Raw genomic sequence first — 14,514 nt, 5'->3', positions numbered from 1 at the left:
CCCAGCGCCTGGCCGGGGGGCCAGGCGCTGGGGGCGAACCTCCCGGGCGAGCGAGTCAGTCGGACTTGGAGGACTTGAAGGTGCGAGCGGCAAGCCGGTTCGGGGGAACCGGGCTGCGACCGGGGGGACGCAACGCTCACGCCGACGAGTCAACCGGGAACGACGTTGAAGTGACCTGATGGGCTCATGGCGCGGGGGGAACCCCAGCCGGGGGGCTGGGATGCGACGGGGGTCGCGCCTCTCCGCGCCATGAGTTCGCCAGGACGAGCACCTGGATGCCGAAAAGGCCCGAGGGCCTCGGACCGTTGGGGGACGGTCCGAGGCTCTTTCTTTTGCGGGCTACGGCCGCGTCTTCGTCTTCTTCAGCGCGTCCTTCGCCTGCTGGGCCACGTGGTCCACGGTGAAGCCGAACTTCTGCTGCAGCGCCTTGATGGGCGCGGAGGCGCCGAAGCTGCGCATGGCGACGATGTTGCCGTCATGCCCCACGAAGCGCTCCCAGCCGAAGGCGGCGCCCTTCTCCACCGCGACGCGGGCGCGCACGGACGGAGGCAGCACGCTGTCCCGGTACTCCGGGGACTGCTCCTCGAACAGCTCCCACGACGGCAGGCTGACCACGCGCGCGGGGATTCCGTCGGCCTTGAGCTTCTCCTGCGCGTCCAGGCACAGCGACACCTCGCTGCCGGTGCCGATGAGGATGACCTCCGGCTTGCCGCCCTCCGCCTCGGACAGCACGTAGCCGCCGCGGGCCACGCCGGACGCCGCGCCGTACTTGCTGCGGTCCAGCGTGGGCACGGGCTGGCGCGTGAGCACCAGCACCACCGGGTGCTTGCGCTGCTGGGCAATCACCCGCCACGACTCGACCACCTCGTTGGCGTCACCGGGGCGCAGCACGATGATGCCGGGAATCGCGCGCAGCGACGCCAGCTGCTCCACCGGCTGGTGCGTGGGGCCGTCCTCGCCCACGCCAATGGAGTCGTGGGTGAAGATGTGGATGGCGGGCAGCTCCATCAGCGCGGACAGGCGGATGGCGGGGCGCTCGTAGTCACTGAAGATGAGGAACGTGGCGCCGTAGCCGCGCAGCTTGCTCAGGCACAGGCCGTTGACGATGGAGCCCATCGCGTGCTCGCGCACGCCGAAGTGGATGTTGCGCCCGGCGAACTCGCCCGGCTTCATCGCCTCCCCGCCGGTGATGTACGTCTTCGTGGACGGGTTGAGGTCCGCCGAGCCGCCCACCAGCCACGGGTGGTGCTTGGCGATGGCGTTGAGCACCTTGCCGCTGGAGTCGCGCGTGGCCAGGCCCTTGGCGTCGGCGGGGAACGTCGGCAGCTCCGCGTCCCAGCCCTGGGGGGACTCGCGGCGCTGCATGCGCTCCAGCTGGTCGGCCAGCTCAGGGAACTGCTTGCGGTACTCGGCGAACTTCTGCTCCCACTCCGCGCGCAGCTGCTTGCCGCGGGCGCCCATGCGCTCCTGGAAGCGCTCACGCACGCCGTCGGGCACCAGGAACTTCTCGTCCTCGGGCCAGCCGTAGAAGCGCTTGGTGCCCTTGATTTCCTCGTCGCCCAGCGGCTCGCCGTGGGCCTTGGAGGAGCCCTGGAGCTTGGGCGCGCCGTAGGCAATCTGGGTGGTGACGATGATGAGCGTGGGCTTGCCGCGCGCCGTCTTGAAGGTGCGCAGCGCCTCGCCCATGGCGTTCAAGTCGTTGGCGTCCGGCACGCGCAGCACGCGCCAGCCGTAGGCCTCGAAGCGCCGGCCCACGTCCTCGGTAAAGGCCAGGTCGGTGCTGCCGTCGATGGAGATGTGGTTGCTGTCGTAGACCCAGCACAGGTTGGGCAGCTGGAGGTGGCCGGCGATGGACGCCGCCTCGGACGCCACGCCCTCCATCAGGTCGCCGTCGCCGCAGATGGCGTAGACGTCGTAGCCGAACATCTCGAAGCCGGGGCGGTTGTAGTAGCTGGCGAGCCAGCGGCTGGCCATGGCCATGCCCACGCTGTTGGACACGCCCTGGCCCAGGGGGCCGGTGGTCGTCTCCACGCCGCTGGTCCACCGGTACTCGGGGTGGCCCGGGGTGGACGAGTCGAGCTGCCGGAACTTCTTGATGTCCTCGAGCGACACGGTGGGCGCGTCCTCGACGGTGTACTCGCGCGTGACGCGCTTCACCCCGGCCAGGTGGAGCAGCGCGTACAGCAGCATGGAGGCGTGGCCGTTGGACAGGATGAACCTGTCCCGGTCCGGCCAGATGGGGTGGGACGGGTCGTACCGGAGCTCCTGCTGCCAGAGCTGATACGCCACGGGGGCCAGGGACATGGGAGCCCCCGGGTGGCCCGAGTGGGCCTGCTGCACCGCATCCATGGCGAGGGTGCGGATGGTGTTGATGGCCAGCACGTCCTGCTTGTCGGTTGTCATGGTGTCCTCGCGGTCCCGCTCGCGTGCGCGCACCATGCCGCAACTGACGCTCCAGGTGCTGCACCAAATGCGCTGCGGCTCGCCCGGCCGTCCGCCAGTCCACGGGCGCACCTGGAATTCCTGCCCTGGGGGGCACGGGAATGAATCCCGCGCGCCCAAGGAACGCGCTTCAGCGCCGCGCCGCCGCGCCCCTCACGGTGCGTCCCCGCGTCAGGTGCGTGACGGCTTCACCCAGGCCCTCCACCGTCAGGGCGAACATGGGGAAGACGCGGGCAATCACGGAGATGGTCCCCGTGCGCCACGTGCCCATGGGCTCCGGGTTGAGCCACGCGTTGCGCTCGAAGTGCTGCGCCAACTGCATCAGCCACGTCAGCCCTTCCAGCCCGTCTGTCTTGTAATGCCCCTGCGCGTCGGTGCGGATGGACAGCTCGTAGGGCGCCATGGAGGCATCCCCCACCATGACCAGCTTGTGGTGCCGCCCCACCTGGGCCACCAGCTCCGGCACGGTGATGCCGCCGGTGAGCTGCGGCGTGGCGTAGAGCTTTCCGTAGACGCAGTTGTGGAAGTAGTAGGTGCGCAGCTCCTTGAAGTGCGTCGCCTGGCTGGCCACGCTGAACAGCCGGCTCACCAGCGCCGCGTACGGGTCCATGGAGCCGCCCACGTCCATGGCCAGCACCACGCGCGTGTTGGGCCGGCGCGGCGGCCGCGTCACCACCTCCAGCTCGCCGGCGTTGCGCGCGGTGGCGGCGATGGACTCGTCCACGTCCAGCTCGTCCGGCGCGCCGTCCCGAGCGAAGGCGCGCAGCTTGCGCAGCGCCACCGCCATCTGCCGCGTGTCCAGCACCACGTCGTCGCGGTAGCCGGCGTACCTCCGGGCCCCGGCCTGCATCAGCGCGCGTCCCTGGCGGTTGCCCGCGCCGCCGCCCACGCGGATGCCCTCGCGGCCGAAGCCGTTGTTGCCAAAGGGAGACGTGCCGCCGGTGCCCACCCAGCGGTTGCCGCCGTCGTGGCGCTCCTTCTGCTCCTTCAGGCGCTCCTCGAAGAGCCGGCGAAGCTCCTCCGGGTCCAACTGCTCCAGCAGGGCGACTTCCTCGGGGCTCAGGTCGGGCCGCTCGCGCGCCTCCTCCAGCCAGTTGAGCAGCTCCTGCGTCAGCTCCAGGCTCGCCGTCTCCACGCCCTGGAAGTGGGCGAGGAAGGCCTGGTCAAACACATCCAGCTGCGTCTCCGAGTGCACGAGCAGCGCCCGGGCCACATGATAGAAGCCGTCCAGGTGGCTGTCGTGGAGGCCCGCTCGCAGCGCGCCGGCCAGCGCCAGCGCCTCCTGGGCGCCGACCTTCAGCCCGCGCCGACGCAGCTCGTAGAAGAAGGGCAGGAACATGGCAGCGCCTCTCAGGCCCGAGGACGGCGCCCGCGCCCGAAGGCCTCCGCCACGGAGACCAGGTCCTGCTCCTTCTTCAGCAGCGCGCCCAGGAAGGGGAGCTGCTCGTCCATCTTGAGGTCGTGGACGCCCTGCGCCTTGAGCACGGCAATCCAGTCGATGAGCTCGCTGGTGGAGGGCTTCTTGCGCAGGCGGGTGAAGCTGCGCAGCTCGTAGAAGACCTTCAGCGCCTGCTCGGACAGCGCGCTGTCCAGGCCCGGGTGGTGCACGTCGACGATGCGGCGCATCAGCTCCGTGTCCGGGAAGTCGATGAAGTGGAACACGCACCGGCGCAGGAAGGCGTCGGGCAGCTCCTTCTCGTTGTTGGACGTAATCACCACCACGGGGCGGTGCTTCGCCACCACCTCGTCACCCGTCTCGGTGACGCGGAAGCGCATCCGGTCCAGCTCGTGGAGCAAGTCATTGGGGAATTCCAGGTCCGCCTTGTCCACCTCGTCGATGAGCAGCACCACGCGCTCGGGCGAGGAGAAGGCCTCGCCCAGCGGGCCCTGGCGGATGTACTTGCGGATGTCGCGCACGTCCCCGTCGTTGAAGCGCGAGTCATACAGGCGCTGCACGGTGTCGTAGACGTAGAGGCCGTCCTGCGCGCGGGTGGTGCTCTTCACATGCCAGGTGATGAGCCGGTGCCCCAGGGCCTCGGCGATGGCCTCCGCCAGCAGCGTCTTGCCGGTGCCGGGCTCACCCTTCACCAGCAGGGGGCGCTGGAGGGTCAGCGCGCAGTTGACCGCGGCCTGGAGGCTCTCGTGGGTCAGGTAGGTGTCGGTGCCTTTGAAGCGGACGGGAGTGGGCGCCTGGCTCATGCTCCAGCCCTTTAACACCCGCCGCGTTGTCTGGGGGGCTCGCCTGCCCGGGGCTGCGGAATTGTCAGACCCGAACGGCAAGCTCATTCGTATGTCTCGGGCGGGAGGCAGCCGGCCTGCCGGGCGGGGGAGGACCCGTGGGGTTTGCCGGCACGCACGCCCGTCACCTGCTTCGCGGAGGCGCCATGGGTCACCTGGTTGTTCCAGCACTGTTGCTCATGGGCGCCGTCTCCCTGGCGGTGCGCACCTGCGGGACGGCCGCCGTCACCCGTCCGCCTGCGCTCCAACGGGAGCGCCCGGAGCGCTCCCTCCCCCAGGCCGAGCCGCCGTCCGCCGTCAGCGCCCGGGGGTAGCTGCCTCGCAGCGCGGGAGGGGCTGACCTCTCGGGATGTATGGCTTCGCCCGCCGGTCAACGATTGGTGCGAGCCAAGCACAGGTTTTTACGCCGGTTTCCCGGGGCCCCGTGTATTCTCCCGGGCAATGTCCATTGCGAATGCTCTTGGCGAAATCTTCCGGCGCGAACTCGATGCGCAGTTGGTCCCGTTGCAGGAGGCGGTCCGGCGCATGGAGGAAGGCCTGGAGGCCCTGGAGTTGCTGCGCGCGGTGACGGACCGGCTGGCGCCGCTGACCAGCCGCCTCGGCGCCATGGCGGGTGTGCGGCCGCCCACGGAGCTGCCCGCGTCCACGCGCGGAGGCCGCAAGCAGGCGGTCGCGGCGCCGAAGGGGCGCGCGGCCGTGGTCAGGCCGGTGGCGGCGAAGCCGATGGTCAGCCAGACGCGCGCGGAGGAAGGCACCCGGGCGTGCGCCGTCATCGGCTGCGACCGGCCCAGCCGCTCCAAGGGCTACTGCTCGGCGCACTACCAGAAGCTGCGGCTGCTGATGCGGACCAACCGCCGGCCGTCGGCGTGGAAGGACGACGCGCTTCCGCAATCGGTGGCGGACGTGAAGCTGCCGCGGGGGCGCGCCGCCAGCAAGGCGCTGCATGAGGGTGGCGCCAGGAAGAAGTCCTCGGCGAGGGCCGCCGCCCCCGTGGCGGTGGCGCCGCCGCCCGCCGAGGAGAAGGCCCCGGCCGCCGCGAAGAAGTCGGCGGGGCGGAAGGCCGCGAGCGTGAAGAAGGCCGCGAGCGCGAAGAAGAAGGCCCCGGCCCCCGCGAAGAAGGCCCCGGCCTCCGCGAAGAAGTCGGTGGCCAAGAAGGCCCCGGCCGCGAAGAAGGCCGCGGTCAAGGGGGGGCGCAACGTCAAGACCGCCAAGACGAAGGCCGGAGCCGGCAAGCGCAAGAAGGGTCGGTCCTCCTCCCAGGGCTCGCTGTTCTGATGCGAGCGCCGCGCTCCGCGGAGTCCCTCGGGTCTTCGGGCCCGAGCGGCTCCAGTGGAATCCGCGGAGCGCGGTGAGCAGGCCGGACGAGCGGCCGGTTCTCGGACATCCCCTTCGAGTCTCCGTTGACAGTAATGGGGCGGGGATGGGATTCGGCCCGGCATGAGCGAGCAAGGTTATCCGGTCACCGTGGCGGTGCGTCGTCCCGACGGGCGGGTGGAGCAGGTGCGTGTGGGCACGGCGGTCAAGAGCGGCGAGGGCTTCACGCTGACGCTGGGAGAGATGTCCATTGGCGGCACGCCGGACGCGGCGGCCCCGGCGGCGCGGCGTTCAGCGCCCGCGAGCAGCGGTGGTGGCGGTGGGGATGGAATGGTCTTCCCCAACTACGGCCGCAGCAAGGGCGGGCCCATTGTCGGCGCCAGCATGGGCGACCTGGAGTTCTACGCCAACGGCGCGCGCCGCTCGCTGAACGACCCGAGCAAGTCGCGCTGGCACGACAAGGAGCGCCAGCTGCTCGCCGCCATTGAAGCGGAAATCGCGCGGCAGCGGGGCGGCGACGCGGGCGGTGGCAATGACGGCGGTTACGGCAGCCAGGGTGGTTACGGCGCCGGCGGTGGCTACGGCGGCGACGACATCCCTCCGCCGAACGACGACGACAACATCCCGTTCTGAGCCGCGCCAGGTCGGTGAGTGGCCGCCCCCCATGGGTGGGCGGCCTTCCTGATGTGTTGATTTCAGCACAGCCGTCTCATCCCCCCCTTCAAGCCAGAGACTCCCAGTGAGAGGCTCGGCGCCCAGCTCCGTCGTGTGGGTCTATAAAAACTCACGCGCGCATGCGCCGTTTTCACTGTGCAGCGTAGTCATTGGCGACACCTGGGGTGACATGCTCAGTCACTGAGAGGAAATTCTCGCGGCGAAGCGCTTCATTCTCAACGATCGCCGCTTCATTTGTGAAGCAATGGGAATCTCCAGTAATCTCGGGATCTTCATGGGGCATCTGGCCAGAAGGTGATTCACGGATGAACTGGTCCCGTTCGCCAGCGGCAGTTGTTTCAACGACTTCGTATATGGCCTGAATCCTGCTCAACCCCGTTCGCCAGGGAATGCCTCCCATATGGTGAGACTGTGAAAGAACGGGGCCATTAAATGACACCCAATGTTTGTGTCGTCGGAGCCGGTGCCTTCGTTCCTTCACGGGTAGTGAGCAACGAGCGAATCGCCAGGGCCATCCCGGGGTGGCCGGCTGCGCGCATCGAGGAGAAGGTCGGCATCCGCGAGCGCCGCTTCCTCTGGGACATCGACGAGGCCACGGGCCGGGCGATTCCGCCGCCCGAGGATGACGGGCACATCTACCCGGCGAACAACACGGACATGTGCGAGGTGGCGCTCCGGAAGGCGCTGGCCCAGGCGGGTGTGGACCCCAAGGCGCTGGATGCGCTCTTCGTGGTGACGTGTACTCCGGACGCGCCGCACTTCAACCACGACGCCATGGAGCTGCACCGGCGGTTGGAAATGCGCGAGGACGCGTTCGGGCTCGTGCTGGACGACGGCTGCGGTGGCACGCCGTACGTGTTGGACATGGTGAAGAAGATGATGGACGGAGGGCGCTTCCGCACGGTGGCGGTGGTGGCCTCTGCCTTCACGTCCCCGCTGGTGAACCGAGAGGTCTACACGGACGAACTGCCGGCCGGGCCTGGCCGCTCGAAGACGCTGCAGGGCTACCTCTCCATGTATGTCTTCGGCGACGGGGCGGGCGCGGTGGTGCTCCAGTCGAAGCAGGGGGAGGCGGGGGCGGAGGGCATCCTGGCGTCCTTCTCCGGCAACGCGTACGGAGACCTGGTCATCCGCAAGGGTGGCGGCCTGTTGAAGCTGCCCTATCAGCCGGGGCGGATGCGTCCGGCGGACATGGCCTTCGTGGTGGATGGCTTCCGCGTGGCGCGCAGCTATCCGGAGTACATGCAGAAGTGCCTCGACGCCGTCCTCGGTCCGCGTCCGGAGCTCCGTTCGAAGGTGGAGCGGTATTACTTCCACCAGCCGAACAAGCGGGTGATGGACGCCTTCGTGGAGCGGGCGGGGCTGCCGCGTGAGGCGGTGGCGTGCAACGTGGACCGCTACGGCAACACGTCCGCGGCGGGGATGCTCATCCTCCTGGCCGAGGACCTGGAAGCCGGCCGTGTGCGTCTGGGAAGTGGTGATCTGGTGGTGGTGGCAGCGGTAGGCGCGAACGTCCACTACGGCGCGCAACTCGTGAGGTTGTAATGAACAAGTTGGATCCGAATATCGCCAAGGAGTTGGAAGCACGCTTGGCGTTGGCGACGAAGGACGACACGGCCCGAGGGCTCTTCTTCAACGGCGTGGTGTCCGCCGTTCGCACGATGGGTGGGGACGCGGCGGTGGAGCGCTGTCTGGCGGCCAGTGGTGAGACGCGCTTCATCGACTTCTTCAACTACCCGGTGTCCGCATTCCTGCGGATGTCCTTCACGGCGGCGCAGATGATGGGCCCGGAGCACGGTGGCTTCGACGGAGCGCTGCGGCGCATGGGCGTGGTGGCCACGACGGACTTCCTGTCTTCGGCGGCGGGCAAGACGCTGTTGTTGCTGGCGTCGGACAGTCCGAAGCGGCTCGTGGGCAACCTGCACTCGGGTTATCGCGCGGCGGTCAGTTATGGCGAGCGCGCGGTGAAGTGGACGGGCGATACCAGCGGCATCTTCACGATGAAGCGGGACTTCATGCCGCCCGCCTACCACGAGGGCACGCTCCAGGCCGTCATCGAGGCGGTGGGAGGCAAGCAGGTCCAGGTGCACGGCCGGCAGACGGGGCCGCTCGACACCGAATACACGTTGTCGTGGCACTAGCGCCTGGCGCGTCACAGCGGTGCAAGCGGTGGGCTGAAAAGCCCCTCACGGTCCGGAGGGAGGTACGCCATGTCGCGAAGGCTCGGCGGTGCGGTGGGGATGCTGGGTGTCCTGTTGCTGTCGGCGCAGGCGGGAGCCAATGAGGTGGTGATGCAGTTCCGCACGCAAGAGGACCCGGCGAGCCCCGCGGACCCGGCGGTGTGCGCGGCGGCGCCCTTCGAGGTGAACGTGAAGCTGGGCGGGAGCGTGTATGTGCCCCAGCACAATCCCAAGGACGGCAAGGTGGTGGACGGGGGAGGCCGTCGCGTGGGCACGGCGACGGCATGCGTCCAGGTGACGGACAAAGCCTTCCCTGTCGGGCAGCAGCTGAATGTCTACATGCGCTACAACCTGCCAGAGGGGCGCTTCACGGCGCGAGGCACGTGCACGCTGGTGAGCAACGACGTGCCAGCGGCGGGGCTGGTCCTGGCCGGCTGCGCGATGCGACTGGTGGATGTGCCCAAGGGCTTCGTGGGTGGAACGGTGTCGAGCACCAGCGTCTTCAATCCCCGAAAGCTACCGGGCTACGCCACGGGTTCGTATTACACGCTCTACGCCTACCGTGATGGCCGCCAGCGAGACGCGAGCAAGGTGAAGGAAGCGCAGGAGGCCGCGGCCGCCGCGAAATCGCGGGAGTAGGCGCCACTCGACGGGACGCGGCGCACGGCATTCCCCGCGTCGGGCCAACGGGCGATGATGCGCCCATGGACCGCAAGCGGATGGAGTTCTACACGGCACTCGGGTACCGGGCCCCTTCAGCCGCGGCAACGGCGCTGGGGACGTCCGGAGCCGCGAGCGCCGACGGATTGGAGTTGCCGCCGCTCGGTCCGGACGACCTGGGCGCGCTGCGCGAGCGCTTCCTGCGCGAGCCGGAAGAAATCCTGAGCCTCATCCGCCAGGACTTGGGCGCGCCTGTTTCGGAGGGAGCCCTGGTGCACGTGCTCCAGGAGCTGGAGCAGTCCCTTCGTGAGCCCGAAGCCGCGCTCCAGGCCCTGAGGCAGCCGGCATTCCAGGCGCGGGCGTCGGCGTCTCTGCCGCCGGACTTCACCTTCCCGCTGATGACGAAGGAGATTCCCATCGACCCAGCGCGAACCCGCTTTGAGCCGGTGGCGGACCTGCGCGGATGGCTTTTGTTCAGCGGTCGCGCCTGGCTCCACGGCGGCTGGCACCGGGCGGAGTTCCGTCGGCACGACGATGCGCATCACGCCAACCGTTTCCGCTACGCGCTCCGCGAGCCCGCGCCGGGACGGCCGGTGGAGGTGGCGCTGTTCGGCGGCTTTGGCACGGGCGAGTACCCCGCGCGCTACGTGGCCCGTCAGCTCATCATGCGAGGCGAGCGCTTGGAGTACGCGGTGCACCTGGGGGGCGTGTACTACGCGGGCCGTCAGGGCGAATTCGACGCGCACGTGGCCGAGCCGCTCGAAGCGCTGCTGCCAGTGACAACACTGATGACGCTGAACGCGGGCCCGGAGATGCGCTCCGGAGGCACCCCCTTCTACCGCTACCTGGACGAGCGCCGAGGCGCCTCACGAGCGAAGCAAGTCCAGGAGGGAAGCTACTTCTGCCTGGCCTCGGAGCGCTTCCAGCTCATCGGTCTGGACACCGCGTACTTCGAGCCAGGGCGGCACCAGGAGCCCGCGCTCCTGCGCTGGCTGGAGTCAGTGCTGGGGGAGGGCCGCCAGCGAGGTGCGACGAACATCCTCCTGAGCCACGATGCGCCCTATCGGTACGGAGAACCGACGCACGCCGGTTTGCTGGAGGACCTCCGGGAACTGGCGGTCGAGCGCGCACTGGTCGATTTGTGGTTCTGGGGCGCTACGCCATACGGAGCGCTGTTCGACCGGAGCGCCGCGCTCCCATTCCTGGGAGGAAGCCTGGGGCACGCGGGTCTACCGGTGCGAGCGGTGACGCCGGGCCTGTCGTCTCCAGCACCCGTGCGCTTCCTGGAGTCGCACACACGCTTCCCCGAGTGGGCGGACCTGAGACCTGAGCTGGGCAACAACGGCCATGGCTCACTGCTCCTGCAGGAAGACGGCACGTTGGGGCTCCAGCTCCTGGACTGGAGGGGCAACGTCCGCTGCACGGCCAGACTGGCCCGCGAAGGGAAGGGCCCGCTGACGTACCAGCACCTCGAGACATCCGAATCGGAGCCGTGAGCGCGCGGGCGCGGGCTCACAGCCAGACGCGCGTGTACCAAGGTAATCGGGAAGGCACGCTCCTGCTCCGAGCCGGGTCGGGAGGGCGCGGCACGGTGACATAGCGGAGCCGGTATCCGTGAGGCAGCGCCTTCCAATACGTCACCTGCCACGGCGTCAGCACCTCGCCGCGTTTCGACGCGCTGACCGGCTGATGCACATCGCCGAGTGACTCATGGAAGTGGAACTCCCCCTCCGCGGCTTCAAGGCTCGCGGCCTCGATGACCCAGGCGTCCTGGGCATCGTCGGCGGAGGGCTCCTGGCCCGCGTTGACGAACCGGCTCCAATCGGGCCTGGCGTGGTGCTCCCAGGCGGCGCCGCCTGCATCCGTCAGCGAGTAGCCGAAGGGAGTGCGGGACTGCCGGGCATCCATGGCGCTTGAAATCGCCTCGGGGGAGAACAGCGCCTGCAGTCCATCCGGAAGCATGTGGACGCGGATGAGCCCGCGCTCGGCGAGCAGCGACAGCCGCTCACACAGCTCCTCCCGAGACAACCGCGGGTCGTCCGCCATGTTGAGCGCGACGTGCGGGTTCGGCTCCACGAGCATGTGCAGGGGCGTGGGCAGCTCCATGGCGGCCTCCAGGAGCCAGAGGTCCAGGGGCTCCACTGGCGGGCGCTCACTATCGGGCGGTGCCATGCGGCCTCCTCACTCCTGGGGGATGCCACGCTCGCGCATGAAGATGTCCAGGGACTTCCGGGCCTTCGCCTGGACCTTCTTCTTCAACAGGGGCGTCCACCCGAGCAACAGCCCCGTGGGGCCCAGCGCCTGGCGGGACCAGGTCCAGAAGTCGAAGTGGTCGCGGTGCCGGACAATCTTCCCGTCGCGGAACTCGAACTCGGCATCGATGCGATTGAGCACCTTCCTGCCGGTGCCGCTGAACGTGTAGTTCGCATCCCAGTGGGCGCGGCCCTGGTGGTCATCGGCCTGCACGTCGCGGAAGGTGACCTCCAGGTCCTTGCCGCGCTCGCAGAGCATGAGCCACATGGCACCGGGCTCCCGGCGACGGAGTCCAACGAAGGCGGCGTCGGAGAACTCCACCTCCGGGTGGTAGCAGGCGGCCATGGCCTGGGCGTCCCGGCGTTGGAACGCTGAGTAGAAGTCGGTGATGAGTTGGGCGTGCGGGTGCATGGGACAGGTGTAGCAGACCTGCCAGTGGAGACGCGCCAACTGTCCGGATGGCGCCGCTCGGAAGGTGAAACGCCCCTGGGGGGGCATGTGGCCTGGCTGGAGGGCGATGCGCCCCTGGCAACGTGGTGTTGTCCCGCCGCGCCACACCGCCCTTCGCGGGACTGTATTGCCTGTTGTGGCCAGCGCCACGGTGAGGTCCCAGTGGGGTAGGGCCGTCGTGTGAACCTGTGGACCGTTGGTATGCCGAATCGGGCGGCGCTGAGGGGGCGTGCATGGCAGATTGCGGCCCATGGCTCGCGACATCGTCATCTGGCCCCACAAGGTCCTCACCTCGTCCACCAAGCCCGTGACTGACTTCGGCCCTCCGCTCGAGACGCTCTTGGAGCAGATGGCCGAGTCCATGAAGGAAGCCGAAGGCATCGGCATCGCCGCCAACCAGGTCGGCGAACCCCTGCGCGTGGCGCTGGTTGGGCGGGAGGACGGCACCTACTTCGAAATCGTCAATCCGCAGATTCTGGAGAAGATGGAACCGGTGACGATGGAGGAGGGCTGCCTGTCCGTCCCGCGCGAGTGGGAGAAGTGCCCGCGCTTCCACAAGGTGAAGGTGCGCTACCAGGACAAGTCGGCCGAATGGCACGAACTCGAGGCGGAAGGCCGGCTCGCGCACGTCCTGCAGCATGAAATCGACCATCTCGACGGGCACGTGTTCGTGGACCACCTGTCCAGCCTCAAGCGCACGCTCATCCTCGACCGGATGAAGAAGCTCCAGAAAGTGAAGATCCGCCAGAAGGGCTAGTCAGGGTGACAGGATGGCCGAAGCCGCCAGGGCCACGCGCTCCATCCCCGAGCGCGTGGCGCGATTTCGCGAGGACTACCGGCGCAAGCACGTGAGCCCCCGCTACTCCGGGCGCGCGCACTTCGTCTTCACGAGCCTGGGCTCGCTGGCGGTCATCGGCTGCGCCATGTCTCTCCTGGAAGGAGGCCGGCCCGTGGAATGGCTGACGCTGCCCGCGGTCTTCCTGCTGGGCAACGTGGTGGAATTCCTGGGGCACCGAGGGCCCATGCACCACCGCCGGCGGGGGCTGGGCCTGCTCTTCCAGCGTCACACCGAGCAGCACCACCGCTTCTTCACCCACGACGCCCTGGCCTACGAGTCCGCTCGGGACGTGAAGATGGTGCTCTTTCCTCCTGTATTGCTGCTGTTCTTCCTGGGAGCCATCGCCGCTCCACTGGGGACGTTGTGCTTCGTCCTCATCTCGCCGAACGTGGGCTGGCTCTTCGTCGCCGCGGCGGTCGGGTATTACCTGATGTACGAGTGGCTGCACTTTTGCCACCACCTGCCGCCCGAGCACCCAGTGGCCCAGCTCGCGCTGATGCGGCAACTGCGCCGCCACCATGAGGCCCATCACGACCCTGCGAAGATGCAGCGCCACAATTTCAACATCTCGTTTCCGTTCGCGGACTGGCTCTTCGGGACATCATGGCGGCCCGAAAAGGACCGTCGCGAGAAGTCGTAAACACCAGAAGCGTGGGCCCTGGTCCTGGAGGGCAGGTTGCTTCCCGAGCGGCAAGGCCCTGATATTTCAGGGGAAGGCTTGCGTCAGGGCCTGGGTTGTCACACCTGCAGGTGCGCTGAACCTGCAGGTGCGGGCGTCAGAGCACGGCCCCGATCAAGATCCATTGACGTGCAGGAAGCGGCGCGTTAGTAAGTGGACCCCTGCTCGCCGCCTCGGTGTCCATCACCCGGGAGACGATCAGGAAGAAAGAGTCGACGAAGCTTGTTGACCCTGAACGCGGCGGTGATAGAAGCCGCGCCCCTCGCAAAGAAGCCCGCGCGCTGGCGCGGAAGGTACTTCGAGCGAGTCAGTACGAAAATACGGAATACGGCGGTCAACGCAGCAGGTTGACAGGAGACGCGGTGGTGGTACAAACCGCGCCCCCGACGAAGAAGCCCGGAAGGAAAGGGCGGACGAGTCGAGGGAGTCAACGAAAGCAGCGGTTGACAGGGAGGGCGGCGAAGCGGTAGAAGCCGCGCCCCTCCGGAAGAAAGCAGCGGAAGCCACTGGGCGGCGCTGAAGACTCCGGAAGCCAGCAGGACGGCGAAAACAGCAGCTTGACAGCAGACGCCGGACTGAAATAGAAACTGACGCCCCGCCGGACGAAAAGACGGCGAGGCAGCAGCGAAGAAAACAGTAGCAGGAAGTCGCTGGCGGTACAAGCGACTCGGTCTTTGAAAACCAAATAGCAAGCCCAAGAAGAAGCTAGATTGCGGAAACCGCAGTCAATTTCTTAAGACGGTGCCAGCCAGGTCGCGCTGAGAAGCGCAGCCGGCAGCACTGGA

The 14,514-nt window shown here is 68.3% G+C and carries 15 protein-coding genes; 9 read left to right on the top strand and 6 right to left on the bottom strand.

Annotation, left to right across the window (positions count from 1 at the left end; all coding sequences use genetic code 11):
* Window positions 1-339: 339 nt before the first annotated feature.
* From tkt to HV824_RS31310, 3 genes are all read right to left on the bottom strand, one after another.
* Window positions 340-2,403 (bottom strand): transketolase, encoded by a 2,064-nt coding sequence (gene tkt, locus HV824_RS31320; RefSeq protein ID WP_176424887.1) that lies wholly within the window; start codon window positions 2,401-2,403, stop codon window positions 340-342.
* A 169-nt stretch (window positions 2,404-2,572) separates the two neighbouring features.
* Window positions 2,573-3,781 (bottom strand): VWA domain-containing protein, encoded by a 1,209-nt coding sequence (locus HV824_RS31315; RefSeq protein WP_176424886.1) that lies wholly within the window; start codon window positions 3,779-3,781, stop codon window positions 2,573-2,575.
* An 11-nt stretch (window positions 3,782-3,792) separates the two neighbouring features.
* Window positions 3,793-4,641 carry a MoxR family ATPase gene (locus HV824_RS31310; protein WP_176421253.1) on the bottom strand — a complete coding sequence of 283 codons (849 nt, stop codon included), beginning with the start codon at window positions 4,639-4,641 and terminating at the stop codon, window positions 3,793-3,795.
* A gap of 185 nt (window positions 4,642-4,826) precedes the next feature.
* Here HV824_RS31310 and HV824_RS31305 point away from each other — a divergent pair, with 185 nt between their 5' ends.
* The 3 genes from HV824_RS31305 to HV824_RS31295 all read left to right on the top strand — a co-directional run bounded on the left by HV824_RS31305 (window position 4,827) and on the right by HV824_RS31295 (window position 6,627).
* Window positions 4,827-4,994 (top strand): hypothetical protein, encoded by a 168-nt coding sequence (locus HV824_RS31305; protein ID WP_176421252.1) that lies wholly within the window; start codon window positions 4,827-4,829, stop codon window positions 4,992-4,994.
* 211 nt (window positions 4,995-5,205) lie between these two features.
* Complete coding sequence (locus HV824_RS31300; RefSeq protein WP_255208493.1) at window positions 5,206-5,955, top strand: cell wall protein; 750 nt, start codon at window positions 5,206-5,208, stop codon at window positions 5,953-5,955.
* A 162-nt stretch (window positions 5,956-6,117) separates the two neighbouring features.
* Window positions 6,118-6,627, top strand: a complete 510-nt coding sequence (locus tag HV824_RS31295; protein WP_176421250.1) for a hypothetical protein — start codon at window positions 6,118-6,120, stop codon at window positions 6,625-6,627.
* A gap of 172 nt (window positions 6,628-6,799) precedes the next feature.
* On the opposite strand, the gene HV824_RS31290 is transcribed toward HV824_RS31295, so the two are convergent.
* Window positions 6,800-7,042, bottom strand: a complete 243-nt coding sequence (locus tag HV824_RS31290) for a hypothetical protein (protein ID WP_176424885.1) — start codon at window positions 7,040-7,042, stop codon at window positions 6,800-6,802.
* Window positions 7,043-7,101: 59 nt separating this feature from the next.
* Between HV824_RS31290 and HV824_RS31285 the strand changes: the two genes are divergently transcribed.
* The 4 genes from HV824_RS31285 (at window position 7,102) to HV824_RS31270 (ending at window position 11,005) form a co-directional block, all read left to right on the top strand.
* A complete protein-coding gene (locus HV824_RS31285) occupies window positions 7,102-8,214 on the top strand; it encodes a 3-oxoacyl-ACP synthase III family protein (RefSeq protein ID WP_176421248.1) in 1,113 nt (370 codons plus the stop codon).
* Window positions 8,214-8,810, top strand: coding sequence for a DUF2378 family protein (locus HV824_RS31280; RefSeq protein ID WP_176421247.1), 597 nt, complete (start codon window positions 8,214-8,216; stop codon window positions 8,808-8,810). Before HV824_RS31285 ends, HV824_RS31280 begins: the two co-directional genes overlap by 1 nt.
* A 69-nt stretch (window positions 8,811-8,879) precedes the next feature.
* Window positions 8,880-9,488, top strand: a complete 609-nt coding sequence (locus HV824_RS31275) for a hypothetical protein (protein WP_176421246.1) — start codon at window positions 8,880-8,882, stop codon at window positions 9,486-9,488.
* Between the two features lie 65 nt (window positions 9,489-9,553).
* A complete protein-coding gene (locus HV824_RS31270; RefSeq protein ID WP_176421245.1) occupies window positions 9,554-11,005 on the top strand; it encodes a hypothetical protein in 1,452 nt (483 codons plus the stop codon).
* A 16-nt stretch (window positions 11,006-11,021) separates the two neighbouring features.
* On the opposite strand, the gene HV824_RS31265 is transcribed toward HV824_RS31270, so the two are convergent.
* Window positions 11,022-11,681: a hypothetical protein gene (locus HV824_RS31265; protein ID WP_217917907.1), complete on the bottom strand. Its 660-nt coding sequence runs from the start codon at window positions 11,679-11,681 to the stop codon at window positions 11,022-11,024.
* A 9-nt stretch (window positions 11,682-11,690) separates the two neighbouring features.
* Window positions 11,691-12,173 carry a nuclear transport factor 2 family protein gene (locus tag HV824_RS31260; protein WP_176424884.1) on the bottom strand — a complete coding sequence of 161 codons (483 nt, stop codon included), beginning with the start codon at window positions 12,171-12,173 and terminating at the stop codon, window positions 11,691-11,693.
* 289 nt (window positions 12,174-12,462) lie between these two features.
* Here HV824_RS31260 and def point away from each other — a divergent pair, with 289 nt between their 5' ends.
* Both def and HV824_RS31250 read left to right on the top strand, forming a co-directional pair.
* Complete coding sequence (gene def / locus HV824_RS31255; protein ID WP_176421243.1) at window positions 12,463-12,969, top strand: peptide deformylase; 507 nt, start codon at window positions 12,463-12,465, stop codon at window positions 12,967-12,969.
* Between the two features lie 13 nt (window positions 12,970-12,982).
* Window positions 12,983-13,690 carry a sterol desaturase family protein gene (locus HV824_RS31250; RefSeq protein ID WP_176424883.1) on the top strand — a complete coding sequence of 236 codons (708 nt, stop codon included), beginning with the start codon at window positions 12,983-12,985 and terminating at the stop codon, window positions 13,688-13,690.
* Window positions 13,691-14,514: the final 824 nt, after the last annotated feature.

Origin of the sequence: Myxococcus sp. AM009 (assembly GCF_013372605.1) — a bacterium.
Taxonomy (GTDB): Bacteria; Myxococcota; Myxococcia; order Myxococcales; family Myxococcaceae; genus Myxococcus; species Myxococcus vastator.
The sequence above is the reverse complement of the archived record's forward strand: the minus strand, read 5'-3'. Positions and strand labels throughout refer to the sequence as shown.